Here is a 26,347-nt window from a genome sequence, read left to right on the forward strand (position 1 = left end):
CCGCACCCGGGCCGCTCATCGATCCGTAAAACTTCAGGCCAAACATGACCGCAAACGCCCAAGCCGAACAGCCCGTCTTCTCGATCGAAAAGCTCTATGTCAAGGACCTCTCGCTCGAAGTCCCGCACGCACCGCGCATTTTCCTCGATCGCGAAAACCCGCAGGTCAACGTGCAACTGCGAACCGAGGGCAGCAAGATCGACGACGGCGTCTTCGAAGTCACGCTGACCGTCACCGTGTCGGCCAAGCTGCCGGACGACCGCACCGTCTTCCTCGTCGAAGCAGCCCAGGCCGGCATCTTCCAGATCCGCAACGTGCCGGAAGACGATCTCGAGCCGGTGATGATGATCGGCTGCCCGAACATCCTGTTCCCGTACGCACGCGAAACGATCTCCGACGCGATCACCCGCGCCGGATTCCAGCCGGTGATTCTCGCTCCGGTGAACTTCGAGTCGCTGTATCAGGCCCAGCAACAGCAGGGTGCGTCGGCAAACAACACCGAGCTTCCGATCCAGTGAGCGGGTTGCGCGCAATCTCCCGAGCCCTCGGCCTCGCCGCGGTGCTCGTCAGTTCGACGAGTCTCGCGCAGGCGATCGAGTACCGTTCGGTCGGGCAGCCGTCGATCATGTACGACGCGCCTTCGGAAAAGGGCAAGCGCCTGTTCATCGTCGCCGCCGGCACGCCGCTCGAAGTCGTCGTCACGCTCGACAAGTGGGTGAAGGTGCGCGACGCGGCCGGCGCCTTGACCTGGGTCGAGCGGCGCGCGCTGTCCGACAAACGGACCGTGCAGGTGACGGCGCCGCGCGCCTCGGTGCGACAAAATCCCGCCGATGACGCCCCCGTCGCGTTCGAAGCCGCGAAGGACGTCGTTCTCGAGTTCGTGGCGCAGTCGGGGAACGGCTGGATCCAGGTCCGCCACAAGGACGGCTCTTCGGGCTACCTGCGCGTAACCGAGGCGTGGGGCGTTTGAGCCCGATGCGCATCGCCGTTTTCGGAGCCGGCGCGTGGGGCACCGCGCTCGCACTCGCATTCTGCGGGAAACACCGTGTCGTCCTGTGGGGACGGGATGCCGAGCACATGCATGCGCTCGCCGCGAGTCGCAACAACGCGCGCTATCTCCCCGGCGTGCCGCTGCCCGTCGAGCTCGAACTGACCACGGATTTCGGCGCGGCCGCCCGTGAAGCCGATCTTCACCTCGTCGTCACGCCGCTCGCGGGCCTGCGTTCCGCGGTCAATGATCTTCGCCAGTTCCAGCCCGGCACGCCGCTCATCTGGGCGTGCAAGGGGCTCGAAGCCGGCACCGGAAAACTGCCGCACGAAATCGTCGCCGACGCGCTCGGGCCAGACGCCGCCTGCGGAGTATTGACCGGCCCGAGTTTCGCCGCCGAAGTCGCTCGCGGGATGCCGACGGCGGTCACTCTCGCGGCAACCGACGCAGCGTTCGCGAAACATTGGGTGCAGGTGCTTCATCAGCCCAGGTTCCGCATCTATGCGAACTCCGACCTTCCCGGCGCCGAGATCGGCGGGGCGGTGAAGAACGTGCTCGCGATCGCCGCAGGCGTATCGGACGGCATGGGCTTCGGACTGAATGCCCGTGCGGCGCTGATCACGCGCGGCCTCGCGGAGATCGCGCGGCTCGCCGAGGCGCTCGGCGGTCGCGCGGAGACACTGATGGGACTCGCCGGCATGGGCGATCTGATCCTGACCTGCACCGGCGACCTGTCGCGCAACCGCCGCGTCGGTCTCGCGCTCGCGCAGGGCAGGACGCTGAACGAAATCCTCAACGAGCTCGGTCATGTCGCCGAAGGCGTGCCGACCGCGCGCGAGGTCGTGAAGCTCGCCGCGCGCCACAATGTCAGCATGCCGCTGTGCGAGGCGGTCGATGCGCTGCTGCACAGCCCGCGCCTCGGGCCGCGCGAAGTCGTCGAGCAGCTCCTGTCGCGCGAACCAAAGCACGAGTGAGTCGACGCGCGCCAACGCGTTCCTATCTGCCGCCCGCGAACCCCATCTGCCGCCACGCCTCGAAAACGACGACCGCGACCGCGTTCGACAGGTTCACGCTGCGATTCGATGGAAACATCGGAATCCGCAGCCGTTGTTCTTCCGGCACGGCGGCCAGAACCTCCGCCGGCAACCCGCTCGTTTCGCGCCCGAACAGCAGCACGTCGTCGGCCCGGTATTCGGCCCGGTCGTAGCGCGTCTGGCCGCCGGTGCTCAGCGCGAAGATGCGACGTCCGCCGAGCACGAACAAACATGCGTTCCAGTCGTCGTGGATCGCCACCGTCGTCAGGTCATGGTAGTCGAGACCGGCACGCGCGAGCTGGCGATCGGAAAGATCGAAGCCGAGCGGTCGCACGAGATGCAACCGCGCGCCGGTATTTGCTGCGAGCCGGATCGTATTGCCGGTGTTCGGCGGGATTTCAGGCTGGAAGAGGACGATATCGAGCATTTCAAGCGGGTGAAGGCGTTCGGGCGACGACAAGATTTTCGACCCGGGCGGCGCCGTGGCGTTTGAGCGTCCGGGCGAGTTCGTCGAGCGTCGCTCCGGTCGTCATGACGTCGTCGACGACGATCACGGTCTTACCGGTGAACGACGCATCGCATCGGAAGGCGCCGCGCATATTGACGCGTCGCGCCTTCCACGGCAAGGACGCCTGCGGCGCGGTGTTCAGCACTCGCCGGACGGCACCGAGCTCGAGCGGCAGGCCGATGGCGCGGGCGAGCGGGCGGGCGATTTCCACCGCCTGGTTGAAACCGCGCTCGCGCAGCCGCCGGACATGCAGCGGCATCGGCAGCAACACGGCTTTCTCCGGCGGAACGAGCGGAAGCAGCGCATCGGCGAGGAAGCCGGCGAGCGCCAGCCGGTGGCGATACTTGAGCGCCTGCACGATGCGGTCGAGCGGAAACGCGTACGCGAAGCCCGCGTGCGTCGCGTCGAAAGCAGGCGGATCCCGCAGGCAGCGCCCGCAGGTCAAGCCCTCCTCCGTCGGCACCGCGCAGACCGGACAGCCGGCCGGTTGACTCGGAAGCAGCGTCCGGCACGCGGCACAAACGGGGCCGGGACCGCAGTCGTCGCCACAGACGAAGCAGTCCTGCGGCAGCAGAAGATTTGCAACTGCTGGCAGGCCGCGGCGCAGGACAGCAAGCACGTTTGACAAGGTTTACGGCTATCGACGAATATGCGGTAATTTTGAATTACACCGCGGAATCGCTTTCATGACAATGACTTCTGAGTGCAGGACCACCGAGAGCCGGAACGCGGCTGCCGCCGCGCCGCAAAAGAAATGGACCGTCGCCGAAGCGGTCGCGCTGTTCGACCTGCCCTTCATGGACCTGCTGTTCCGCGCGCAGCAGGCGCATCGCGAACATTTCGACCCCAACGCCGTCCAGCGCTCGACCCTGCTTTCGATCAAGACCGGCGGCTGCTCGGAAGACTGCAGCTACTGCTCCCAATCGGCCCGGCACCACACGGGACTCGACCGCGAGCAGCTGATGCGCGTCGCCGAGGTCGTCGAGCACGCGAAGGCGGCGAAGGCGAAGGGTGCCTCGCGCTTCTGCATGGGCGCGGCATGGCGCGGCCCCAAGGACAAGGACATGGAGACCGTGCTAGCGATGGTGCGGGAGGTCAAGGCGCTCGGCCTCGAAACCTGCGTGACGCTCGGCATGCTCAAGGGCGACCAGGCGCTGCAACTGAAGGAGGCCGGCCTCGATTATTACAACCACAACCTCGATACCGCGCCCGAGTTCTACGGCCAGATCATCACGACGCACACGCTCGCCGACCGCCTCGACACGCTCGAGCAGGTCCGCGGAGCCGGCATCAACGTATGTTCCGGCGGCATCGTCGGCATGGGCGAAGGTCGCACCAGCCGCGCCGGCCTGCTCGTGCAACTCGCGAACATGGCGCCGCCGCCCGAATCGGTTCCGATCAACAACCTCGTCGCGGTGCCCGGCACGCCGCTCGAAGGCGTCGAGAAAATCGACCCGTTCGAATTCGTGCGGACGATTGCAGCCGCCCGCATCATGATGCCGGCGAGCTACGTGCGCCTGTCGGCCGGCCGCCAACAGATGAATGACGAGCTGCAGGCCCTGTGCTTCATGGCGGGCGCGAACTCGATCTTCTACGGGGACCGTCTGCTGACGACCGACAACCCGGACGCGGACCGCGACGAGGCGCTGTTCGAACGCCTCGGCCTTCGCGCGATTTGAGCGGATGCCGACGGAGAAAGACTTTGCGCTCGACCGCGAGCTGCTGATCCGGCGCTTCGGCCGCGCCGCCGGAACGTACGACGACGTCTCGGTCCTGGCGCGCGAAGTCGCCCGCCGCATGGACGAGCGACTCGACTACATTCGGCTCGCGCCGAAGCGCATCCTCGACCTCGGCTGCGGCACGGGCGCCGACTTCGACGCGCTCGGCAAGCGATTCCCGTCGGCGATGCGGGTCGGCATCGACTTCGCGCTGCCGATGCTGGAACGGGCGCGCGGGGAGCGCGGGTTGCTCGGCCGGCTGCGCGCCTTCGGCCGCCCTGCCGTGCCGTCGCTCGTTTGCGCCGATGCGGCCTCACTGCCGATCGCCCGGGCCAGCATGTCGCTGGTGTGGTCGAACCTGACACTGAACTGGCTCACCGACCCGCTTCCGGCCTTGCGTGAACTGCATCGCGTGCTCGAGGTCGACGGCATGCTGATGTTCTCGTCGCTCGGTCCCGACACGCTCAAGGAACTGCGTGACGCGCTCCCGCAAGCGTACGGCGAGCGGGTGCACCGCTTCCTGGACATGCACGACGTCGGCGACGCGCTGGTCGCAGCGGGTTTCTCCGACCCGGTGATGGACATGGAGGTGCTGACGCTGACGTACGGCGATCTCGACGAATTGCTGCGCGACTTGCGGCTCTCCGGCAGCACCAACGCGAGTACCGCGCGGCCCCGGGGCCTGGCGGGAAAATCCGGCTGGGCGACGGCACGGACCGCGCTCGACACCTTGCGCCGCGAGGGCCGGTTGCCGGCCACGTTCGAAATCGTCCAGGGTCACGCGTGGAAGGCGCAGCCGAAGGTCACCGACGACGGCCGCGCAGTGATGCGCTTCCAGCCGCGCAAACCTGCAGGGTGAGCGCCGTGCCCGCGCCCCCGGTGTGGCTGTTCGACCTCGATAACACGCTCCACAACGCCAGCGCCCACATCTTTCCGCACATCAACCGCAGCATGACCGCGTACGTCGCGCAGCAGCTGTCGCTCAGCGAGGATGAAGCAAACGTGCTGCGCGTGCAGTATTGGCACCGCTATGGCGCGACGCTGCTCGGTCTCGTCCGCCATCACGGAATGAACCCGCACCACTTCCTCGACGCGACGCATCGCTTCGAGAAATTGCACAAGATGATGGTGTTCGACCGCGCGCTACGCTCGATGCTGCGCCGGCTGCCGGGCAGGAAGATCGTGTTCTCGAACGGCCCGCAGCGTTACGCTGAATCGGTCGTGGGCGTGATGGGCATCCGGCGGCAATTCAACGATGTGTTCGGCATCGAGCAGATGCGTTTCCATCCGAAGCCGGGCGTTGCGGCCTTCCGCCACCTGCTGCACGACCACCGGCTGGATGCCGGCCGCTGCGTTCTCGTCGAGGACACGGCCGAAAACCTGCGCACCGCGAAGCGGCTCGGAATGAAGACGGTGCTCGTGGGCCGCGGGCTGCGGCAGCCGGCGTACGTCGACGTGAAGATCCCTTCGATTCTGGATCTGCATCGCGCCGCCCGGCCCTGGCTGGGCTGACAGCGGCGCGGCAGCGCAGCTCAGGCGGTCGCCTTCAGCCAGCGCGCGGCGTCGAGCGCGAAATAGGTCAGGATGCCGTCGGCGCCGGCGCGCTTGAACGCGAGCAGCGCTTCCATCACGCACGCCTCCTCGGCGAGCCAGCCGTTGGCGATCGCGGCCTTCAACATCGCGTATTCGCCGCTGACCTGATACACATAGGTCGGCACCTGAAGCTCGGTTTTCACGCGGCGCACGATGTCGAGGTAGGGCATGCCCGGCTTGACCATGAACATGTCCGCGCCCTCGGCGATATCGAGCGCGACTTCGCGGATCGCTTCGTCGGAATTCGCCGGGTCCATCTGGTACGTGTACTTGTTGCCCGCGCCGAGATTTCCCGCCGAGCCGACGGCGTCGCGAAACGGGCCGTAGAAGCTCGATGCGTACTTCGCGGCATACGCGAGAATGCGCGTGTGAATGCGGCGGTTGCCGTCGAGTTCGGCGCGGATGCGCGCGACGCGCCCGTCCATCATGTCCGACGGCGCGACGACGTCGGCGCCCGCCTGCGCATGGCACAGTGCCTGTTTCGCGAGCGCCTCGAGGGTCTCGTCGTTCAGCACGTAGCCGCGCGGATCGTCCGGATCGATCAGTCCGTCCTGTCCGTGGCTCGTGTAGGGGTCGAGCGCGACGTCGGTGATCACGCCGAGCTCCGGGAACCGCGCCTTCAGCGCCTGCACGACGCGCGGCACGAGTCCGTCCGGATTCCACGCCTCTTCGGCGCCGGACGTCTTGCCTTCCGCGTCGATGACCGGGAACAGCGCCAGCGCCGGCACGCCAAGCGCGACCGCCTCTTCGGCGACGTGCAGCAGTTTGTCGAGCGACACCCGGTTCACCCCGGGCATCGACGGCACGGCTTCGGTCACGCCACTGCCTTCGAGGACGAACACGGGGTAGATCAGGTCGTCGGTCGAGAGGCGGGATTCGCGCATCAGTCGACGCGAAAAATCGTCGCGGCGCATCCGCCGCATGCGGGTCGCGGGAAAGATTCCGTTAGGGCGCATTGTCGATCCAGGGAATTGAAGGGGGATACACTCGGTAACGACGGCGGGTGGAACTTCGCCGGAAAGTCGCTCATCTTACTCTCCAGATGGCGACGAGCCATCTCCCGCTTCACCTCCCTGAGCGGGTGCCTTAATCCAGTTAAGGCGTTTGACCCCGGGCTTTATCCCCTTTAGCCCGGGGTTTTTTATTTTTCGCGCCGCCTTGCGCTCACTTTCCGGCCGCCCGCAGTTCCGCCGCGGTCGGAATCGCGGGGAGGTCCTCCGTCGGCAGGTTCAGCCACTGCGCGACCTTGTGCTCGACCTCCTCCATGCCGGTCTTCTTCAGACTGGAGAAAAGCTGCACGCTGATCTGCGGCCCGAGCGCCGCAAGCTCACGACGCACGCTCGCAAGCGTCGCCGCGGCCTCGTTGCGCGACAACTTGTCGGATTTCGTCAGCAGCACGTGGATCGGGCGCCCGCCGGGAACGAACCAGTCGATCATCTGCCGGTCGAGCGGCGTCAGCGGATGGCGCGAGTCCATGATCAGCACGAGACCGACGAGGTTCTCGCGCTTCCTGAGGTAGTCCTCGAGCAGTCCCTGCCACTGTCGCCGCACGGCTTCGGGCACCTTCGCAAAACCGTAGCCCGGAAGGTCGACGAGCACTGCCCCGCAATTCAGCCGGAAGAAATTGATCAGCTGCGTGCGCCCCGGCGTTTTCGACACGTATGCGAGCCGCGTATGCCCTGCGAGTGTATTGATCGCGCTCGACTTGCCCGCGTTCGAACGTCCGGCAAACGCGATTTCCGCTCCGTCGGGCGGCGGCAGGCCGGCGGTTTTCGCGACGGAAATTTCGAATCGTGCGTTGCGGAAGATTGGCATCGGGAATCGGAAAAAGCGGAGGCGGGGGTTATACACTTGCCCACCTTGCATCGCGCAAAACGGGGTACTTGATATAGAATAGCGCGTTTGTGACACCCACTCACGGCTTTCTGAGGACATCATGATCAAGCGTTCCCTGCTGCTCTCGCTGCTGCTGGTTGCAGGCGGCCTCCACGCCCAGGACCAATCTCCCGATCTCGCCAAGGCGAAACAGACTGCGGAGACGATCTGCGCCGGCTGTCATGGTGCGGATGGCAACAGCGTCGTTCCGGTGAATCCGAAGATCGCCGATCAGCACGAGGAATACCTCTACAAGCAGCTGCGGGAGTTCAAGTCGTGGGACGGCAAGCCCGCGGTGCGCGAAAACCCGGTGATGGGTGCGATGGTCGCCGGACTCGAAGATGCCGACATGAAGGCGCTCGCCGTGCATTTCTCGTCGCAGCAGCTGCAGCCTGCGGCCGCGACGAACGCGGAAACCGCGAAGCGCGGCCAGGACATCTGGCGCGCAGGCATCGCCGCGAAGGGCGTTCCCGCATGTGCCGGCTGTCACGGCCCCGCTGGCGCAGGACTGCCCGCACAATACCCGCGCATCGCGGGTCAGTTCGCGGAATACACCGAAGCGCAGCTGAAGGCGTTCCGCGACGGCGTCCGCAAGAACGACCCCAACCTGATGATGCAGACGATCGCCCTGAAAATGACCGACGTGGAGATCAAGGCGGTTTCGGATTACGCCGCCGGTCTGCGCTGAAAATCGCACCGCATCGCTGGACAAGGAAGGGGCGGCCGGACCGCCCTTTTTTCTTTGCCCGAGGCGCGGATGCCGGCGACGCGGCATCTGTGATAATAATCGTCCTCACGACGGCCCCCGGCCGTAGCACCGGAAGCGACCCATGGAACAGAAATCGGCGCAGGACCGCTCGCCCCGCTCCCCCAGCCTCTCGACCTCGGACGCGCGGCGCGCGATCTTCGAGCGACTGTCTCCGATAACGGGGTGGGAGCGCGTCGCAGTTCGCGACGCGCTCGGCCGCGTCCTCGCCGAAGACGTGATCGCCCCCTGCAACGTCCCCGCGCACGACAACTCCGCGATGGACGGGTACGCGGTGCGTTTCGCGGACCTCGGGCACGATGAAACGGCGCTCGCCGTCGTCGGCACCGCGTTCGCCGGCAAGCCCTTCACCGGTATCGTCGGCGCCGGCCAGGCCGTGCGCATCATGACGGGCGCACCGATCCCGCAGGGAGCGGACACGATCGTCGTACAGGAAGCGACACGGAGCGAAGCGGGCCGCGTTTTCGTCCCGCCCGGCCAGGAATCGGGACAGAATCTGCGGCTTGCCGGCGAGGATCTCGCGATCGGCGGCGTCGCACTCCCCCGCGGCAAGCGCTGCGGACCGGCCGAACTCGGCCTGATCGCGTCGCTGGGCATCGCCGACGTCGTCGTGCGACGACGGCTTCGCGTCGCATTCTTCTCCACCGGTGACGAGCTCGCATCGATCGGCAGGCCGCTCGGGCCCGGCGAAGTGTACGACAGCAACCGCTACACACTCTTCGGCGCCCTGTCGCGGCTCGGCTGCGACATCCTTGACATGGGCGTCGTGCAGGACGATCCCGCGGCGCTCGAGGCCGCTTTTCGCGAAGCCGCGGGCAACGCGGATGTCATCCTGACGAGCGGCGGCGTATCGGTCGGCGAGGCCGATTTCATTCGCGAACTGGTCAATCGCCTCGGCGAAGTCGCGTTCTGGAAGATCGACATCAAGCCCGGCCGTCCGATGGCCTTCGGGCACATCGGCGACGCATGGCTGTTCGGCTTGCCCGGCAACCCGGTCGCGGTGCTCGTGACCTTCTATCAGTTTGTCCAGGATGCGCTGCTCGCGCTGTCGGGCGTGTCGCCGCTGCCCGAGCCGGTGATGTTCGAAGCCGCGGCCGCCGAAAGCATCCACAAGCGCCCGGGCCGCCGCGAGTTCCTGCGAGGACAGCTTGCGACAACCGGCGGCCGAAACATCGTGCGCCTCGCGGGGACCCAGGGTTCGGGCGTGCTGCGTTCGATGTCCGAGGCAAACTGCTTCATCGTACTTCCCGAGGATTGCGGAGACGTCGCGGCCGGCGAACCCGTTCTCGTGCAGTTGTTCGACGGCCTCGTGTAAGCACCTACATCCGGGATATCGCAATGGACCAGGATCAACTCAAGAAAGCCGCCGCGACCGCCGCGCTCGACTATATCGAGGACGGCATGATCGTCGGCGTCGGCACCGGTTCGACGGTCAATCATTTCATAGACGGGCTTGCGGCGATGAAGGGCCGCATCGCCGGCGCGATATCCAGCTCCGAAGCGAGCTCCCGCCGTCTCGAAGCGCTCGGCATCCGGCTCTTCGATTTGAACGAGATCGCCGACTTGCCGATCTACGTGGACGGCGCGGACGAGATCGACGGCGGATTCTGCATGATCAAGGGCGGCGGCGCGGCGTTGACGCGAGAGAAGATCGTCGCCGCGGTCGCGCGGCGCTTCGTCTGCATCTGCGACGCGAGCAAGCTCGTCGAGTGTCTCGGGCGCTTTCCGCTGCCGGTCGAAGTCATCCCGATGGCACGTGCCCAAGTCGAACGCGAACTCGCACGCCTCGGCGGCTCGCCGAAGCTGCGCGACGGATGCGTCACCGACAACGGGAATCTGATCATCGACGTCCATGGCTTGCAGATCACCGACCCGCGGTCGCTCGAATCCGAGATCAACCAGATCGTGGGGGTCGTAACCAACGGCCTGTTCGCCCGTCGCGGCGCGGACGTGCTGCTGCTCGCCAACGCGGACGGGGTCGAGCAAAGGGTCGCGCCCGCGACCGAGCCGTCCCGCCTTCGTTAAACACCCGCGTCACATTCGGCTGCTAGGCTGCGCGGATCGAGAGGACATCAGATGGTCAACAAACACACCTTTACCCAATTCGACACGGAACTCGACGGCCTGCAGAAACGCCTGCTCGAGATGGGCGGTCTGGTCGTCCAGCAACTGACGCGCGCGGTCGACGCACTCGACAGCGGAGACCTCGCCGCGATCGACGCGGTAATCGCGGACGACCGACGCGTGAATGAGCAGGAAGTCGCGCTGGACGAGGCGTGCATCGAACTGATCGCACGGCACGCACCCCAAGCGGGCGATTTGCGCATGGTCATGACGATGGTGCAGATGGTCACCGACCTCGAGCGCGTCGGCGACGAAGCGAAGAAGATCGCGAAGGCCGGCCGCCACATCATCGACTCGGACGCCGTTTTCGTGCCGAAGGTGGAACTGCGCCACATCGCCTCGATGGCCGTCGACCTTCTGCAACGCTCGCTCGACGCGTTCGCCCGGATGGACCCGTCGTCGTCGCCGGAAATCGCGCGCAAGGACAAGGAGGTCGACGCGATCTTCAAGGGGATCACGCGCCAGCTGATCACCTACATGATGGAAGATCCCCGCCTGATCACCCGTGCGCTCGATGTGCTGTTCATTGCGAAATCGATCGAACGCGTCGGAGATCACGCGAAAAACATCGCGGAATACGTCGTCTACATGGTCAAGGGACGCGACGTCCGTCACGAGGGCATCGAGGCGCTGGAGCGGGCAGCCACGCGGAACTGACGCCACGGTCTGCCGCGCGCCTTCGCTCGTCACCCTGACGCGCGGCAAGCACGCAAGAAAAAAGGGACGGAGCCTCCGTCCCTTTTTCGTTTACCGGCGCGTCGAACCCGAGCTTACGGCGACGGCGGAACGTAACCGCCGACCTGGTCCGCGCCGCCGCCGAAGAAATGCTTCTCCATCTGCTCGGCGAGGTACTTGCGAGCGCGGGCGTCCATGAGGTTCAACCTGTTCTCGTTGATCAGCATGGTCTGATACTTGACCCATTGCTGCCACGCTTCCTTCGATACGTTTTCGTAGATGCGTTTGCCGAGCGCGCCCGGCACCGGCGGCACGTCCAGTCCTTCCGCCTCCCGCCCCAGCTTGATGCATTCAACCATACGGGCCATCTTTCGTTCCCCTCCGCAATCGGGTTAATCGGACTCGAGTCGTCGCATTCTATCGGATTCGCCCTCCTGTCCCGCGAACGTCCAGCGGTTGCGCCCGCTATTCTTCGAGCAGTACATCGCCTCGTCCGCGACCGCGATGAGCCGCTCGGCGCAATCGGCATGACATGGAAAGGTCGCGAGACCGAGACTCGCGGTGACGCCGACCGTCTCGCCGGCGAACACGAAGCGACGGGCACCGATGACGTCCAGAAGGCGGCGAGCAAGTTCGCGCAAATCGGTTTCCTGCGTATCGGCGACCAGTACGGCAAATTCGTCACCGCCGAGGCGGAAGAACATTTCGTTGCGACGGATCACCGCGCCGACGTCATGAGCCAGACCGATGAGGACTTCATCGCCCGCCTGATGACCGAACTTGTCATTGATCGGCTTGAAGCCGTCGAGATCGATCGCGACCAGCCCGACTTCGAAGCGCCGCCGCTCGGCGTCGGCGAGAAGGCGATCCAGCTCCTCATGGAACCGCCGCCGATTGAACAGGTTCGTCAGCGGGTCGCGCTCGGCCAGCTCGACCATCCGCTTCGCGATCTGCCGCTGCTCGGTGACGTCCTCGTAAATCCACACGCGACCGATCCAGCGGCGTCCCTGCGCCGCCTCGACGACCGCCGACACGTCGGTGACCGTGCGACCGTCGCGCATGTGGATTTCATAAGGCTCGCTGACGCCCTGCTTGTGCAGCATGCCCTCGATATGCTCGAAATACGCTTCCGGCTGTTCGAGCAGCGGAGCAACCCGGTTCTGGATCACGACATCACGGACGCCGATCAGGTTCTCGTCCGGCGCGAAACCCCAGATGCGCAACATCGCTTGGTTGTAGTAGAGAACGCGATGGTCCCGGTCCATGAACAGGATGCCGAGCCGGATCACGTTCAGCAGCGCGGCGAGGCGCTGGCGCTCGTCGTTGCTGCGCGACAGGTAGCGCTCTCGCAGCGCCTGCGCGCGGCGCAGTTCGGTGACGGTTTCGAGCAGCTTGTACTCGGTTTCCTTGCGCGCCTGGATATCCTCGGCCGACATGCGCAGGCGGAGCGGGCGTGCGCTGCGGTCGCCGAGGGGGCGCCAGTGGCACGCGACCCAGCAGACCGAGCCGTCCTCGTGCACGAATCGCATCTCGAAGTCCTCGCTGCCGCCTCCGTCGGCGACTCGCTGCGCCATCCGAAGACAGTAGGACCGGTCCGATTCATGCACGAGCAGCGCGAGCGCGTCGGGTGCCGCGACACAGTGAGCGGGGCTCCACCCGGTGAGTCGCTCGATCGACGGGCTGATCCACGCGAGCCGGCCGTCTTCGAACAAGGCTTCGACGCCGTGGACACCACCCGCGATTTCGCGCAGCAGCCGCAGTTCGTCGCCTACCGCATCGAGGCGCGACAAGGTGTCTCGCGTGTCCGGGAGCGGCTCCTCCGGGCCGCAAAGGGAATCGACCCGCGCCCCGAGCAAGCTCTCGTCCTCCTCCTGCCGCCTTTCGCGCCAACCCAGGTGGAGCCGATAGGCGACACCCGCGAGCACACCGATCGCGACGACGACGACGACGGCCGCGAGGCCGTTCCCGTCCGCGGCCGAGTTCCAGCCGACGACCGCGGACAGCGCCGAAAACAAGAACGCGGCGGCACCCGCGGCCAGCGGACCAGCGCCTCTGCGACCGGCGCCCCTCTTCGTCATTGCCGCGCTCCGAAGGACCGGCGCATCCGGGCGGCGCACGGATGCGAGGGGGCGGCTCCGGTCATAGCGGCTTCGTAAAAACCTTGGAGCGACGCTGGTAGTTGTACAACTCGCGTTTCTGCCGCGGCAACGCCTCCGGATCGGTCTCGCTGAAACCGCGCTCGCGGAACCAGTGCGCCGTACGCGTCGTCAGCACGAACAGCCGCTCGAGCCGTTGCGCGCGGGCACGTTGCTCGATGCGACGCAGGAGCTGGTCGCCCAAGCCCGCGCGGCGAAACTCGGGCGTGACGGCGAGGCACGCCAGTTCGGCCGCACGCTCGTCGCTGAAGGGGTAGAGCGCAGCACAGCCGACCAATACCCCGTCATGTTCGACGACCGAGAAACGGCCGATCTCCTGCTCGAGCAACTCCCTGCCGCGCCGCACGAGGGTGCCGTCGGCCTCCATCGGCGAGATCATCGCGACCAGCGCGCCGACGTCCTCGACGGTCGCCTCGCGCAGGCGGAACAGCGGATCGCGCGACACGATCGTCCCGACACCCGCGTGCGTGAAGAACTCGAGCAACAGCCCGCCGTCCTTGTCGTGATCGATCAGATGCGCGCGGGCGACGCCGCGACGCACCGCCCGGATTGCGCACGGCAGATACAGGTGCAGGTCCTCGGTCAGCCCCTCGCCCGCGCGGAACATGCGCTCGGCCTCGTCCGCCGTCACCGAATCGATCAGGCGCTGCTCGGCATCGAGCAGTCCGGGGGCGTCGCACAGGTAGATCAGCTTCTCCGCCCTCACCGCCACCGCGACCGCTTCGGCGACCTCCTCCATCGGGACATTGAAGATCTCGCCGGCCGGCGACACGCCGAGCGGGCTGATCAGCACGACGTTCTGCTGGTCGAGGTCGGCGTTGATTTCCTCGGCGATGATCTTCCGCACTGCCCCCGTGTATTGGTAGTCGACGCCGTCGACGACGCCGACCGGCCGTGCCGTGATGAAGTTTCCGCCGGTCACGCGCATGTAGCTGCCCGCCATCGGCGTGTTCGGCAGCCCCTGCGACAGCAGCGCCTCGACTTCGATCCGGGTCACCGCCATCGCCGCCTTCACGCATTCGAGCGCGGCCGCGTCGGTGACTCTCAGTCCGTTGTGATAACGGGGCTCGAGCCCGCGACGCGCGAGCTCCGCGTCGATCTGCGGCCGCGCCCCATGTACGAGCACGAGGCGGATCCCGAGGGCCGCGAGCAGGTTGCAGTCGTACGCGAGACTTTGCGCACGTTCGCCGGCCGCGACCTCGCCGCCGAAGCCGATGACGAAGGTCTTTCCGCGGAAAGCATGGATGTAGGGGGCGGCGCCGCGCACCCAGGCGACGAACTGATCGGTGGTATCGGGCATTTCGTTCGAAGCCGGAGTGTGGGTCTGAGTCGTTTCGCGGTTCAAGCCGTCACCGGTCCAGGTCGTTGAGCCGCGTCCGTTACGAGCGGAAGCGGGGTCTGCCGCTATTCTAGCGGAATGACGGCTCCTCGAAGCCGCGGCGGTTGCACGCTGTAACGGCGCGGACGAGCGAAGACCCGGTGTCGCCCACGGCCCATTTCTCGGCCGTCAGAAGTCTCCCCACAGGGTCTGCAGCGCCGCGACCGCAGCGAGCCCCGCGGTTTCGGCCCGCAGCACGCGCGGACCGAGTCCGATCGCGGTGCACCCGGCGCGCTGGCAGAGGGCGAACTCCTCGTCGGACCAACCGCCCTCGGGGCCGATCAGCAAGTGAAGCGCGGCGTCGGGCCGGGAGAGCGTCGCCACCCGTACGCCGCCGACCGGCGACAGAACGAGCCTGCGCGCGTTGCCGTCGCGTGCGAGGTACTCGCGCAAGCCGACGATCGGCTCGATCGCCGGGACGCGGTTCCTGCCGCTCTGCTCGCACGCCGCGATCGCGACCTGACGCCAATGCTCGACGCGCTTCGTCGCGCGCTCGGCCGCGAGGCGCAGGACCGACCTCTCCGCCTGGACGGGAATGACCGTCGATACGCCGAGCTCGACAGCCTTCTGGACGATCCAGTCCATCTTCTCCCCGCTCGCGAGCGCCTGCACGAGCACGAGCTCGAGGGGCGACTCGCGCCCGACCGCATGGCGTTCCGAGAGCAGTGCGACGCCGCCCTTTCCGCGCGCGATCAGACGGGCCGAGACTTCGTCGCCGCTGCCGTCGAACAACACCGCCGGCGCGCCGTCGCGCAGCCGGAGCACCCGGAACGCGTGGTGCGCGATTGCGTCGGGAAGGGGAATTTCGCCCTCGGCGGGCAAGGGCTGGGGGAAAAAGAAGCGCGAAATCATCGTGCTATTATAGAAAAACTTGTTTCACGGGAGCGCCCGAATGGCCGCGATGACCACCCCGGTGTGCGACTTCGGATGGCACGCCCCGGATTTCGACCTTCCTGGCGTTGACGGCCGGCGTCACAGCCTTGCATCGGCGCGCGGACCGAACGGCCTGCTCGTGATGTTCATCTGCAACCACTGTCCTTACGTCAAGGCGGTGATCGACCGGATCATCCGCGACACGCGGGATCTCGCGTCGCACGGCATCGGAAGCATCGCGATCATGGCGAACGATCCGTCCGACTACCCCGAGGACTCGTGGCCGAACATGGAGCGTGTCGCGCGTGAGCTCGCGTTTCCGTTCCCCTACGTGATGGACGAGACGCAGGCCGTCGCGAAGGCCTACGGCGCGGTCTGCACTCCGGATTTTTTCGGCTTCAACGCCAAGCTCGAGCTGCAATATCGCGGTCGTCTCGACCCGTCGGGGCGGGGCCCCGCCGCACCGGACGCACCGCGCGAACTCTTCGACGCGATGCTGCAGGTCGCGCGCACCGGCGAAGGCCCGCGCGTGCAGACGCCGAGCATCGGCTGTTCGATCAAGTGGAAGGACAGCTAGTGCATACCGCCGCACAACGCCTCGCATCGGTGCACGCGCTCGAATCGCTGGTGAGGGAAATCGCGCGCGACGTCATCCTGCCGCGTTATCTCAAGACCGCGCGCAACCGCAAGTCCGACGGCTCGCTCTTCACCGAGGCCGACCTCGAATCGCAGCGCCGCTTCGCGCAGGCGCTGCCGGAACTGATGCCTGGGCCCGTGCTCGGCGAGGAGATGACCGGCCCGGAACAGGCGCGCCTTTGGAGCGCCGGCCGCAGCGGAATGTGGTGCATCGACCCGATCGACGGCACGACCAATTTCGCCAACGGCATCCCGTTCTTCGCGGTGTCGATCGCCTATCTCGTCGAACAGGAGACGCAGTTCGGCGTCGTCTACAACCCTGTCACCGACGAGTCGTTCTACGCAGCGAAAGGCGCGGGCGCATTCCTCAACGGCGTCGAACTTCCGCTGCGCCCGGCCTCGGGGCGTCTGCTCGATGCGGTCGCCGGCGTCGACTTCAAGCGCGTCAGCCGGCACCTCGGCGACGAGCTCGCGGTCCGCCCGCCCTATTTCTCGCAGCGGAACTTCGGCTCGAGCGCGCTCGAGTGGTGCTTCGTCGCTGCCGGTCGCCTCGACATCTATCTGCACGGCGGACAGATGCTGTGGGATTACGCGGCCGGACGGCTGATCCTCGCGGAAGCCGGCGGCGAAGCCGCGGCGCTCGACGGCGGTTCGCTGATGGCCGGCCCCGCAGTCAAGCGGGGCGTCATTGCGGCGGCGAATCCGACTCTCTTCACCCAATGGCGCAACTGGGTCACCGCCCACTCCTGACCGACGCACGCCGTCGCCCGATTCACGCTATCATTTTCGACCGCCAGCAGCACCCGAGACCCGATGCTTTCGCCCGCGCCACCCGCCCCTGCGACTTCCGAGCGGCGCAGATACGATCATGTCCGCGGCATCTTCGCGGAAGCGAGCGCACTGATTGCGCCATTCTTCGCGAAGGAGAACCGCTGGGGGAATTCGACTCTCGATCATCTTGCGTACCGCGTGATCCGCGACCGCTATCCGGAGCTGTCCTTCGAAGAAGTATACGTTCTCGTCATCGCGTCGCGCCGCGTGTATTCGGCACGCGTGCCCGAAACGGACATTGCCTGATCGGCCTTTCATTTCCTTCAACCGCTCTTTCCCGGAATCCGCCATGTCCATGAAACATCCGATCATCGCCGTGACCGGTTCCTCGGGGGCGGGAACGAGCACCGTTAAAGACACGTTCGCGGCGATCTTCCACCGCGAACACGTCAATGCCGCAATCGTCGAAGGCGACAGCTTCCATCGCTACACGCGAAACGAGATGAAGCGCCTGATCGAAGACGCCGAGCGCGGCGGACAGCGCGGCATCAGCCATTTCGGACCGGAAGCGAACCTGTTCGACGAACTCGAAAGCCTGTTCCGGGCGTACGGCGAATCGGCGACCGGCCAGTTCCGCAACTACATCCATAACGAAGAGCAGTCCGCGCAGCTCGGCCTGCCGGTCGGCACCTTCACCGAGTGGGAAGACCTCCCGGTCGGCACCGACTGCCTGTTCTACGAAGGCCTGCACGGCGCAGTCGTCACCGACAAGGTCGACGCGTCGCGCCACGTCGACCTCCTGATCGGCGTCGCGCCGACGATCAACCTCGAATGGATCCAGAAGCTGCATCGCGACACGAAGATCCGCGGCTACTCGATGGAAGCCGTGCAGGACACGATCCTGCGGCGGATGTACGATTACGTGCATTACATCGTTCCGCAGTTCTCGCGCACGCACATCAACTTCCAGCGCATTCCGATCGTCGACACCTCGAATCCGTTCATCGCACGCGAAGTGCCGACGCTCGACGAATCGATGGTCGTGATCCGCTTCAAGGATCCGCGCGGCGTCGACTTCCCATACCTGCTTCGCATGATCCACGAGTCGCAGATGTCGCGCGCGAACTCGATCGTGATCCCGGGCGGCAAGATGGATCTCGCGATGCAACTGATCCTGACACCGCTGATCTGGAAGCTGATGGAGCGCCGGCGACAGTGGGTCTGACGCGCTCCCGCGAATCTACCCCGCCGGTAATAACTCCGCTCCACCAGACACTTACCCCTTTTGCGCCGCAGCACGCGCTACCCAAGCCCTGCCCTTTTCGGCGATAATTCCGCTTTTTCCAAGCCCTTCAGGCAAGAGAAAGCCATGCAGCCAGTCGCAGTGCCGAATCCGCGCAACGTCACCCCCCCGGTCTTCAACCCGGTCACCGGCGCGATTCGCGCCCTCGCGATGGACGCCGTCCAGCACGCGAACTCGGGCCATCCGGGCGCGCCGATGGGCATGGCCGAGATCGCCGAAGTCCTGTGGCGCCATCACCTGCGCCACAACCCCGGGAACCCGCAGTGGGCCGACCGCGACCGCTTCGTGCTGTCGAACGGCCACGGCTCGATGCTGATCTACGCGCTGCTGCACCTGACCGGCTACGATCTGCCGATCGACGAGTTGAAGCGCTTCCGCCAGCTCCACAGCAAGACTCCCGGCCATCCCGAGTACGGCTACACGCCGGGCGTGGAGACGACCACCGGGCCGCTCGGCCAGGGCATCAGCAACGCGGTCGGCATGGCGATCGCCGAGAAGGTCCTCGCCGTCGAGTTCAACCGCGCCGGCCACGACATCGTCGACCACCACACCTACGTCTTCCTCGGCGACGGCTGCCTGATGGAAGGCATCTCGCACGAGGTCTGCTCGCTCGCCGGCACGCTCGGCCTCGGCAAGCTGATCGCGTTCTACGACGACAACAACATTTCGATCGACGGTGAAGTCGAGGGCTGGTTCACCGACGACACGCCGAAGCGCTTCGAAGCCTACGGCTGGCACGTCGTGCGCGACGTGCAGGGTCACGTGTCGGCCGAGATCGACGCTGCGATCCGCGCGGCGAAAGCCGAAACCGGCCGTCCGACGCTGATCTGCTGCAAGACGATCATCGGCGCCGGCGCACCGACCAAGCAGGGCGGTCACGACTGTCACGGCGCACCGCTGGGCGCCGCCGAGATTGCCGCGACGCGCCAGCAGATGGGGTGGAACCACGCACCGTTCGAAATCCCGGCCGACGTCTACGCGGAATGGGATGCGCGCGAAGCCGGTGCGAAGCGCGAAACCGACTGGAACGCGAAGTTCGACGCTTATGCGAAGGCCTTCCCCGAAGCCGCGGCCGAGTTCCGCCGCCGGATGGACGGTAAACTGCCAGCGCACTGGGCGCAGCACGTCGAGGCGGTGCTGGCGAAAGTGATCGCGAAAGCCGACACGATCGCGACGCGCAAGGCGAGCCAGAACAGCATCGAAGCCTTCGCGCCCGCGCTGCCCGAGCTCCTCGGCGGCTCCGCCGACCTCGCCGGCTCGAACCTCACGCTGTGGTCGGGCTCGAAAGCCGTCTCGAAGGATTCCGGCGGCAACTACATCCATTACGGCGTGCGCGAGTTCGGCATGGCGGCGATCGGCAACGGGCTCAGCCTGCACGGCGGCCTGATCCCCTACACCGCGACCTTCCTGATGTTCAGCGAGTACGCGCGGAACGCGCTGCGCATGGCCGCGCTGATGAAGATCCGCCAGGTTTTCGTATTCACGCACGACTCGATCGGCCTCGGCGAGGACGGTCCGACGCACCAGCCGGTCGAGCAGACCGCGACGCTGCGCCTGATCCCGAACATGGACGTCTGGCGCCCGTGCGACACCGTCGAGTCCACCGTGTCGTGGGCGCACGCGATCGAGCGTCGCGACGGCCCGTCGTCGCTGCTGTTCTCGCGCCAGAACCTGCCGTTCCAGCCGCGCACGCCGGATCAGGTCGAAGCGATCCGCCGCGGCGGCTACGTGCTGTCGGACGCTGCCGGCGGCAAGCCGCAGGCGGTCATCATCGCGACCGGCTCCGAAGTCGGCCTCGCGATGAGCGCGCAGCAGACCCTCGCCGAAGCCGGCGTCGCGGTACGCGTCGTATCGATGCCGTCGACGAACGTGTTCGACCGCCAGGAAGCCGCGTACAAGGCCGAGGTCCTGCCGCTCGGCATCCCGCGCGTCGCGGTCGAAGCCGGTGTGACCGGGCTGTGGCACAAGTACGTCGGTCTCGAAGGCGCGGTCGTCGGCCTCGACACCTTCGGCGAATCCGCCCCGGCCGGCGACCTCTTCAAGCATTTCGACATTACCGCCGACGCCGTCGTACGCGCCGTGCGCTCCGTCCTTCTCTAATCGTCCGTCCAACGCTTACTTCACATTCCTCGAGGGAGAGTCTTCGATGACCATCAAAGTCGCCATCAACGGATACGGCCGCATCGGTCGCTGCACGCTGCGAGCAGTGTACGAACTGGGCCTGCGCGACCAGTTCGAGATCGTCGCGATCAACGCCTCCGGCGACCTCGCAACCAACGCCCACCTCACGAAGTACGACACGACGCACGGTCGTTTCGGCTTCCCGGTCGAGACCGAAGGCGACAACGTGATGATCGTCAACGGCGATCGCATCCCGTTCTTCTCGACCAAGGACCCGCTCGCGGTCAACTGGGGCGACCTCGGCGTCGACGTGCTGCTCGAATGCACCGGCGCCTACACGGCGAAGGCGAAGGCCGAAGTGCTGCTGAAGCAGGGCGCGAAGAAGGTGCTGATCTCCGCCCCGGGCGGCGACGACGTCGATGCGACGATCGTCTATGGCGTGAACCACGACGTGCTGACCTCGACGATGACCGTGGTGTCGAACGCCTCCTGCACGACGAACTGTCTCGCGCCGGTCGCGAAGGTGCTGCAGGACAACATCGGCATCGAGAAGGGCCTGATGACGACGGTGCACGCCTACACCAACGACCAGGTGCTGGTCGATGTGCGCCACAAGGACCTGCGCCGCGCCCGCGCCGCCGCGCAGAACATCATCCCGACCAAGACCGGCGCCGCCAAGGCCGTCGGTCTGGTGCTGCCCGCGCTGAAAGGCAAGTTCGACGGCTTCGCGCTGCGCGTGCCGACGATGAACGTGTCGCTCGTCGACCTCACCTTCAACGCGAGCCGCGCGACGTCGAAGGACGAGATCAATGCGCTGATGAAGGAAGCCGCGAAAGGCCCGCTGAGAGGCATCCTCGCGGTCAACGAGGAGCCGCTCGTGTCGATGGACTTCAACCACGACTCGCACTCGTCGGTGTTCGACGCCACGCAGACGCGCGTGATGGACGGCAACCTCGTCAAGGTGCTCGCCTGGTACGACAACGAATGGGGCTATTCCTGCCGCATGCTCGACGCAGCCCGCGCGCTGCATCTCGCCAAGTAACTCGAAAAACCCCGACGCCCTGCCCCGCAGGGCGTTTTTTCGTCCGGAAGAACTCTCCATGCAAGTCAAGAAACTCGCTGACCTCGACGTCGCCGGCAAGCGCGTCTTCATTCGTGCCGACCTCAACGTGCCGCAGGACGACGCCGGCAACATCGTCGAAGACACGCGCATCCGCGCGTCGCTGCCGTCGATCCGCTACTGCCTCGAGCGCGGTGCCGCAGTGATGGTGACCTCGCACCTCGGCCGCCCGACCGAAGGCGAAGTGCGCGCCGAAGACACGCTGGCGCCGATCGCGGTGCGCCTCGGCGACCTGCTCGGCAAGCCGGTGCGGCTTATCCGCGATTGGGTCGACGGCGGCTTCGAAGTGAAGCCCGGAGAAGTCGTGCTGCTCGAGAACTGCCGCTGCAACAAGGGCGAGAAGAAGGACAACGAAGAGCTCGCGAAGAAGATGGCGGCGCTGTGCGACATCTACGTCAACGACGCGTTCGGCACCGCCCACCGCGCCGAGGCGACGACGCACGGCATCGCGCGTTTCGCGCCGGTCGCGTGCGCCGGGATGCTGATGGGCGCCGAGATCGACGCGCTGACGAAGGCGACCGAAAACCCGGCGCGCCCGCTCGTCGCGATCGTCGGCGGCGCGAAGGTATCGACGAAACTCACGATCCTGAAGACCCTCGCCGACAAGGTCGACCAACTGATCGTCGGCGGCGGCATCGCGAATACCTTCCTGCTCGCGTCCGGCAAGGACATCGGCGAATCGCTCGCCGAGCCCGAACTCGTCAAGGAAGCGCGGGCGATCATGGACATGATGAAGGCGCGCGGTGCCGAAGTGCCGCTGCCGGTCGACGTCGTCGTCGCCGACGAAGTCTCGGCGCTCGCGCGCGCGAACCGCATCGCGGTCGAGGACGTCGGCCCCCAGGACCGCATCCTCGACGTCGGGCCGAAGAGCTCGGCGAAGCTCGCCGAGATCATCACGCACGCGGGCACGATCGTCTGGAACGGACCGGTCGGCGTGTTCGAGCACAAGCAGTTCGCCGGCGGCACGAAGATGATGGCCTCGGCGATCGCGCATTCGGAAGCCTTCTGCATCGCCGGCGGCGGAGACACGCTCGCCGCGATCGCGAAGTTCCACATCGCAGACGACATCGGTTACATCTCGACCGGCGGCGGCGCCTTCCTCGAATTCCTCGAGGGCAAGAAGCTCCCCGCGATCGCGGCGCTCGAAGCGCGTTTCGTCGACTGACACATCCCCACACCTTCCAGGGAAGACCTATGTCGCGCCACACCAAGATCGTCGCCACCCTCGGCCCCGCATCATCGGAGGCGCAGGTCCTCGAACGGATGGTGCATGCCGGCGTGGACGTCGTGCGGATGAATTTTTCGCACGGCACCGCGGAGGACCATGTCGCCCGGGCGGTCGCCATTCGCGAGGCGGCGGCCCTCGCAGGCCGGCCGGTCGGCATTCTCGCCGATCTGCAGGGGCCGAAGATCCGCGTCGGCAAGTTCGCCGACGGCCGCGTCGAGCTGCATCGCGGCGCGCCGTTCATCCTCGACGCGCGCTGCGAGCTCGGCGATGCCGAGCGGGTCGGGCTCGATTACAAGGACCTGCCGAAGGACGTCAGCGCGGGCGACGTTCTGCTGCTCGACGACGGTCGCCTGAAACTGTCGGTCGTGCGCGTGCTCAACCACGAGATCCACACCGTCGTGAAGGTCGGCGGCACGCTGTCGAACAACAAGGGCATCAACCGCCAGGGCGGCGGCCTCACTGCGCCGGCGCTGACTGCGAAGGACATGGACGACATCAAGACCGCGGCGAGGATCGGCGTCGATTTCGTCGCGGTGTCGTTCCCTAAGAGTGCGGCCGACATGTACATGGCGCGCCAGCTGATGCGCGCGTCCGGCGTCGATGCGCTGCTGATCGCGAAGATCGAGCGCACCGAGGCGGTCGCAAACCTCGACGAGATCCTCGACGCATCCGACGGCATCATGGTCGCGCGCGGCGACCTCGCCGTCGAAGTCGGCGATGCGGCGGTACCCGCGCTGCAGAAGAAGATGATCCGGGCGGCGCGCGACCGCAACAAGCTGACGATCACGGCGACCCAGATGATGGAGTCGATGATCGTGAGCCCAGTGCCGACACGGGCCGAAGTGTCGGACGTCGCGAACGCGGTGCTCGACGGCACCGACGCGGTGATGCTGTCGGCCGAGACCGCCTCGGGGAAATTCCCGGTCGAGGTGGTCGAGGCGATGAGCCGGGTCTGCCTCGAGGCGGAGAAGTCGTCGGACGTCTCGCTCGACCGCGACGTGCTGAACCGCGTCTTCACGCGCATCGACCAGTCGATCGCGATGGCGGCGATCTGGACCGCGTGGCACCTGAAGGTCAAGGCGATCGCGTCGCTGACGCAGACCGGCTCGACCGCGCTGTGGATGAGCCGCCTGAACAGCGGCGTGCCGATCTACGCGCTGACGCCCGAAGCCGGCGCACGCAACCAGATGACGCTGTACCGCGAAGTCTTTCCGCTGCTGATGTCGCAGTCGCACCAGGACCGCGACATGCTGCTGTGGGAGGCCGAGCAGATCCTGCTCGACCAGGGCGTCGTCGAGCGCGGCGATCTCATCGTGCTGACGATCGGCGAGCCGATCGGCGCGTCCGGCGGCACCAACACGCTGAAGATCGTCCGCGTCGGCGATCATCCTCGGCCCGACGGCGCAGAGCATTGATCCGCGCCGGCGGGTCTCGCCAGGCCCGCCGATTGCAGACTCCGCGACTCGCGCGCCCGCCGCCGCAGGCCCGTGCGCGGTCCGCCCCGCGCGCCGGCGGCGCCCCACCGGCCCCCGGCAAAGGCGCTAGAATGCGAGCCAATTTGCCACGTCGCACGTCCGCTATGCCGGCGACCCAACCGGAGATTTAACATGCCCCTCGTTTCCATGCGTCAGCTGCTCGATCACGCTGCCGAAAACGGCTACGGCCTGCCCGCGTTCAACGTCAACAACCTCGAACAGGTCCAGGCGATCATGGAAGCGGCCGCCGAAGCCGACAGCCCGGTGATCATGCAGGCTTCGGCCGGCGCCCGGAAATACGCCGGCGAGGCCTTCCTGCGCCACCTGATCGACGCCGCGATCGAAGCCTATCCGCAGATCCCGGTCGTCATGCACCAGGACCACGGCCAGTCGCCCGCCATCTGCATGGGCGCGATCCGCTCCGGCTTCTCGAGCGTGATGATGGACGGCTCGCTGATGGAAGACGGCAAGACGCCCTCGTCGTACGACTACAACGTTGCAGTCACGCGCGAAGTCGTGAAGTTCTCGCACGCGATCGGCGTCACCGTCGAAGCCGAGCTCGGCTGCCTCGGCTCGCTCGAGACCGGCCAGGCCGGCGAGGAGGATGGCGTCGGCGCCGAAGGCACCCTCGACCACTCGATGCTGCTGACCGACCCGGACCAGGCGGCGGACTTCGTCAAGCAGACCGACTGCGATGCGCTCGCGATCGCGATCGGCACGAGCCACGGCGCGTACAAGTTCACGCGCAAGCCGACCGGCGACATCCTCGCGATCGACCGCGTGAAGGCGATCCACGCGCGCATTCCGAACACCCACCTCGTGATGCACGGCTCATCGAGCGTGCCGCAGGAGCTCCTCGCGATCATCCGCCAGTACGGCGGCGACATGAAAGAGACCTACGGCGTGCCGGTCGAGGAAATCCAGACCGCGATCAAGTTCGGCGTGCGCAAGATCAACATCGACACCGACATCCGCCTCGCGATGACCGGCGCCGTGCGCAAGTTCATGGTCGAGAATCCGTCGAAGTTCGATCCGCGCGAGTTCCTCAAGCCGGCCCGCGAAGCGGCGAAGCTCGTCTGCAAGGCCCGCTTCGAAGCCTTCGGCTGCGCGGGACAGGCGAGCCGGATCAAGCCCGTGTCGCTCGAAAAGGTCGCCGCGCGCTACAAGAACGGCGATCTGACCCAGGTCGTTCGCTAAGCCGCAGCCCCTCCGCCTGCCGCCGGCGCGGCGGGCGGAATTCCGGCGCTCCGCCGCCCGACCCGCCACCCGCGCCGACAATCCGGCCCCGCGCTCCTCCGCCCCTCGATGTCCCAACCCGACCTGAAGCTCAGCATCACCTTTGAGTTCGAACTTTCCGCCCCGGGCGAGCTTCGCGAGCTCGGCCACGAGAATCTGTGCAAGGCGATGCACGACCTTCTCGGTGCGATGGTGCTGCAGGGAATGCCGACCGTCACCTCGAAACAGCTCGGCAAGGCGGGCGTTTCGGTGCTGTCGCATCATCATCACCTGGACGTCGCGAACACCGCCGCCGCGGCGATTCCGCGCGCGGAGTACGTGGCCGCGGCTCCGCACCTCACCGACGACGAACTCGTCCAGCTTGCGCGCCGCACGAGCGGCAAGCTCCCGGTGATCGAAGGCGAACGCGCGCGGGTGCTGCGCCGCAACGCGCTGGCGCTGGTCGGCGAGTTCCGGATGATTCCCTGCGTCGTGCACGCGCGCCTGTCATCGGGGAAGGACGCGCAGTTGCAGGGCCGGCTGAACCTCACCAACGGCAGCGTGCTGCTCGGCGACCGGGACCGGCAGAGCCGGCTGCAGCCCAACCAGGACTCGCTGCGCGTCGAAGGCGGCGGTACCGGCGTCGGGCTCAAGGCGAGCTGCGCCGGCCATACGCTGAGCGGGCCGGTGATCGAAGTCCCGCTCACGGAACTCGCCGCGCATCGCGACACGCTGATCGGGCTCTGGCAGAAAAGCTGAAACCCGGCGGGCGCCGCGGCCCGCCGTTTCC

Annotated in this window: 28 protein-coding genes; 20 read left to right on the forward strand and 8 right to left on the reverse strand. The window is 66.6% G+C overall.

Annotation, left to right across the window (positions count from 1 at the left end):
- The first annotated feature begins 44 nt into the window (after positions 1-44).
- Genes secB through ROZ37_RS00310 form a run of 3 tightly spaced genes read left to right on the forward strand, consistent with a single transcriptional unit; the run spans position 45 to position 1,962 of the window.
- On the forward strand, positions 45-518 hold the full coding sequence (gene secB, locus ROZ37_RS00300; RefSeq protein WP_312656569.1) for a protein-export chaperone SecB: 474 nt from the start codon (positions 45-47) through the stop codon (positions 516-518).
- Positions 515-970, forward strand: coding sequence for an SH3 domain-containing protein (locus ROZ37_RS00305; RefSeq protein WP_312656571.1), 456 nt, complete (start codon positions 515-517; stop codon positions 968-970). Before secB ends, ROZ37_RS00305 begins: the two co-directional genes overlap by 4 nt.
- A 5-nt stretch (positions 971-975) precedes the next feature.
- Complete coding sequence (locus ROZ37_RS00310; RefSeq protein ID WP_312656572.1) at positions 976-1,962, forward strand: NAD(P)H-dependent glycerol-3-phosphate dehydrogenase; 987 nt, start codon at positions 976-978, stop codon at positions 1,960-1,962.
- Positions 1,963-1,984: 22 nt separating this feature from the next.
- Here ROZ37_RS00310 and ROZ37_RS00315 read toward each other — a convergent pair whose 3' ends face one another.
- Both ROZ37_RS00315 and ROZ37_RS00320 read right to left on the reverse strand, forming a co-directional pair.
- Positions 1,985-2,449 (reverse strand): tRNA (cytidine(34)-2'-O)-methyltransferase, encoded by a 465-nt coding sequence (locus ROZ37_RS00315; protein WP_312656573.1) that lies wholly within the window; start codon positions 2,447-2,449, stop codon positions 1,985-1,987.
- A 1-nt stretch (position 2,450) separates the two neighbouring features.
- On the reverse strand, positions 2,451-3,149 hold the full coding sequence (locus ROZ37_RS00320) for a ComF family protein (RefSeq protein ID WP_312657474.1): 699 nt from the start codon (positions 3,147-3,149) through the stop codon (positions 2,451-2,453).
- 73 nt (positions 3,150-3,222) lie between these two features.
- Between ROZ37_RS00320 and bioB the strand changes: the two genes are divergently transcribed.
- From bioB to ROZ37_RS00335, 3 genes are read left to right on the forward strand one after another with little or no spacing between them, the layout of a single operon-like run.
- Positions 3,223-4,209 (forward strand): biotin synthase BioB, encoded by a 987-nt coding sequence (gene bioB, locus ROZ37_RS00325; protein ID WP_409449921.1) that lies wholly within the window; start codon positions 3,223-3,225, stop codon positions 4,207-4,209.
- Between the two features lie 4 nt (positions 4,210-4,213).
- Positions 4,214-5,107: a methyltransferase domain-containing protein gene (locus tag ROZ37_RS00330; RefSeq protein WP_312656576.1), complete on the forward strand. Its 894-nt coding sequence runs from the start codon at positions 4,214-4,216 to the stop codon at positions 5,105-5,107.
- Between the two features lie 5 nt (positions 5,108-5,112).
- On the forward strand, positions 5,113-5,760 hold the full coding sequence (locus ROZ37_RS00335; RefSeq protein WP_312657475.1) for a pyrimidine 5'-nucleotidase: 648 nt from the start codon (positions 5,113-5,115) through the stop codon (positions 5,758-5,760).
- A 20-nt stretch (positions 5,761-5,780) separates the two neighbouring features.
- Here the strand turns inward: ROZ37_RS00335 and hemB are convergent, their stop codons facing one another.
- Entirely contained in the window at positions 5,781-6,797 is a 1,017-nt protein-coding gene (gene hemB, locus ROZ37_RS00340) for a porphobilinogen synthase (RefSeq protein ID WP_312656578.1), read from the reverse strand.
- 208 nt (positions 6,798-7,005) lie between these two features.
- A complete protein-coding gene (gene yihA, locus ROZ37_RS00345; protein WP_312656580.1) occupies positions 7,006-7,656 on the reverse strand; it encodes a ribosome biogenesis GTP-binding protein YihA/YsxC in 651 nt (216 codons plus the stop codon).
- Between the two features lie 121 nt (positions 7,657-7,777).
- On the opposite strand from yihA, the gene ROZ37_RS00350 reads away from it, so the two are divergent.
- The 4 genes from ROZ37_RS00350 to phoU all read left to right on the forward strand — a co-directional run bounded on the left by ROZ37_RS00350 (position 7,778) and on the right by phoU (position 11,263).
- A complete protein-coding gene (locus ROZ37_RS00350) occupies positions 7,778-8,404 on the forward strand; it encodes a c-type cytochrome (protein WP_312656581.1) in 627 nt (208 codons plus the stop codon).
- Between the two features lie 142 nt (positions 8,405-8,546).
- A complete protein-coding gene (glp, locus tag ROZ37_RS00355; RefSeq protein WP_312656582.1) occupies positions 8,547-9,797 on the forward strand; it encodes a gephyrin-like molybdotransferase Glp in 1,251 nt (416 codons plus the stop codon).
- Between the two features lie 23 nt (positions 9,798-9,820).
- On the forward strand, positions 9,821-10,507 hold the full coding sequence (gene rpiA / locus ROZ37_RS00360) for a ribose-5-phosphate isomerase RpiA (RefSeq protein ID WP_312656583.1): 687 nt from the start codon (positions 9,821-9,823) through the stop codon (positions 10,505-10,507).
- Positions 10,508-10,558: 51 nt separating this feature from the next.
- The gene (gene phoU / locus ROZ37_RS00365; RefSeq protein ID WP_312656584.1) at positions 10,559-11,263 is read left to right on the forward strand and encodes a phosphate signaling complex protein PhoU; all 705 of its coding nucleotides are present in this window, start codon (positions 10,559-10,561) and stop codon (positions 11,261-11,263) included.
- Positions 11,264-11,376: 113 nt separating this feature from the next.
- Here the strand turns inward: phoU and ROZ37_RS00370 are convergent, their stop codons facing one another.
- From ROZ37_RS00370 to ROZ37_RS00385, 4 genes are all read right to left on the reverse strand, one after another.
- Complete coding sequence (locus ROZ37_RS00370) at positions 11,377-11,649, reverse strand: oxidative damage protection protein (protein WP_312656585.1); 273 nt, start codon at positions 11,647-11,649, stop codon at positions 11,377-11,379.
- Between the two features lie 24 nt (positions 11,650-11,673).
- Complete coding sequence (locus tag ROZ37_RS00375; protein ID WP_312656587.1) at positions 11,674-13,359, reverse strand: diguanylate cyclase; 1,686 nt, start codon at positions 13,357-13,359, stop codon at positions 11,674-11,676.
- A 61-nt stretch (positions 13,360-13,420) separates the two neighbouring features.
- A complete protein-coding gene (argA, locus tag ROZ37_RS00380) occupies positions 13,421-14,737 on the reverse strand; it encodes an amino-acid N-acetyltransferase (RefSeq protein ID WP_312656589.1) in 1,317 nt (438 codons plus the stop codon).
- Between the two features lie 207 nt (positions 14,738-14,944).
- Positions 14,945-15,667 (reverse strand): 16S rRNA (uracil(1498)-N(3))-methyltransferase, encoded by a 723-nt coding sequence (locus ROZ37_RS00385; protein WP_312656591.1) that lies wholly within the window; start codon positions 15,665-15,667, stop codon positions 14,945-14,947.
- 40 nt (positions 15,668-15,707) lie between these two features.
- On the opposite strand from ROZ37_RS00385, the gene ROZ37_RS00390 reads away from it, so the two are divergent.
- The 10 genes from ROZ37_RS00390 to ROZ37_RS00435 all read left to right on the forward strand — a co-directional run bounded on the left by ROZ37_RS00390 (position 15,708) and on the right by ROZ37_RS00435 (position 26,316).
- Positions 15,708-16,265, forward strand: a complete 558-nt coding sequence (locus tag ROZ37_RS00390; RefSeq protein ID WP_312656593.1) for a thioredoxin family protein — start codon at positions 15,708-15,710, stop codon at positions 16,263-16,265.
- Positions 16,265-17,074, forward strand: a complete 810-nt coding sequence (locus tag ROZ37_RS00395; protein ID WP_312656595.1) for an inositol monophosphatase — start codon at positions 16,265-16,267, stop codon at positions 17,072-17,074. Before ROZ37_RS00390 ends, ROZ37_RS00395 begins: the two co-directional genes overlap by 1 nt.
- Before the next feature lie 63 nt (positions 17,075-17,137).
- The gene (locus tag ROZ37_RS00400; RefSeq protein WP_312656597.1) at positions 17,138-17,401 is read left to right on the forward strand and encodes a hypothetical protein; all 264 of its coding nucleotides are present in this window, start codon (positions 17,138-17,140) and stop codon (positions 17,399-17,401) included.
- Between the two features lie 43 nt (positions 17,402-17,444).
- The gene (locus ROZ37_RS00405) at positions 17,445-18,320 is read left to right on the forward strand and encodes a phosphoribulokinase (protein ID WP_312656598.1); all 876 of its coding nucleotides are present in this window, start codon (positions 17,445-17,447) and stop codon (positions 18,318-18,320) included.
- A 144-nt stretch (positions 18,321-18,464) separates the two neighbouring features.
- A complete protein-coding gene (tkt, locus tag ROZ37_RS00410) occupies positions 18,465-20,498 on the forward strand; it encodes a transketolase (RefSeq protein WP_409449918.1) in 2,034 nt (677 codons plus the stop codon).
- Positions 20,499-20,544: 46 nt separating this feature from the next.
- Entirely contained in the window at positions 20,545-21,561 is a 1,017-nt protein-coding gene (gene gap / locus ROZ37_RS00415) for a type I glyceraldehyde-3-phosphate dehydrogenase (RefSeq protein WP_312656599.1), read from the forward strand.
- A 58-nt stretch (positions 21,562-21,619) separates the two neighbouring features.
- Positions 21,620-22,804: a phosphoglycerate kinase gene (locus ROZ37_RS00420; RefSeq protein WP_312656600.1), complete on the forward strand. Its 1,185-nt coding sequence runs from the start codon at positions 21,620-21,622 to the stop codon at positions 22,802-22,804.
- A gap of 29 nt (positions 22,805-22,833) precedes the next feature.
- Positions 22,834-24,282: a pyruvate kinase gene (gene pyk, locus ROZ37_RS00425; RefSeq protein WP_312656601.1), complete on the forward strand. Its 1,449-nt coding sequence runs from the start codon at positions 22,834-22,836 to the stop codon at positions 24,280-24,282.
- Positions 24,283-24,474: 192 nt separating this feature from the next.
- Positions 24,475-25,539 carry a class II fructose-bisphosphate aldolase gene (fba, locus tag ROZ37_RS00430; protein ID WP_312656602.1) on the forward strand — a complete coding sequence of 355 codons (1,065 nt, stop codon included), beginning with the start codon at positions 24,475-24,477 and terminating at the stop codon, positions 25,537-25,539.
- 108 nt (positions 25,540-25,647) lie between these two features.
- The gene (locus ROZ37_RS00435) at positions 25,648-26,316 is read left to right on the forward strand and encodes a hypothetical protein (protein ID WP_312656604.1); all 669 of its coding nucleotides are present in this window, start codon (positions 25,648-25,650) and stop codon (positions 26,314-26,316) included.
- The last annotated feature ends 31 nt before the right edge of the window (positions 26,317-26,347 follow it).

Source organism: Aromatoleum sp. (genome assembly GCF_032027225.1).
In the GTDB taxonomy this organism is placed as follows: Bacteria; Pseudomonadota; Gammaproteobacteria; order Burkholderiales; family Rhodocyclaceae; genus Aromatoleum.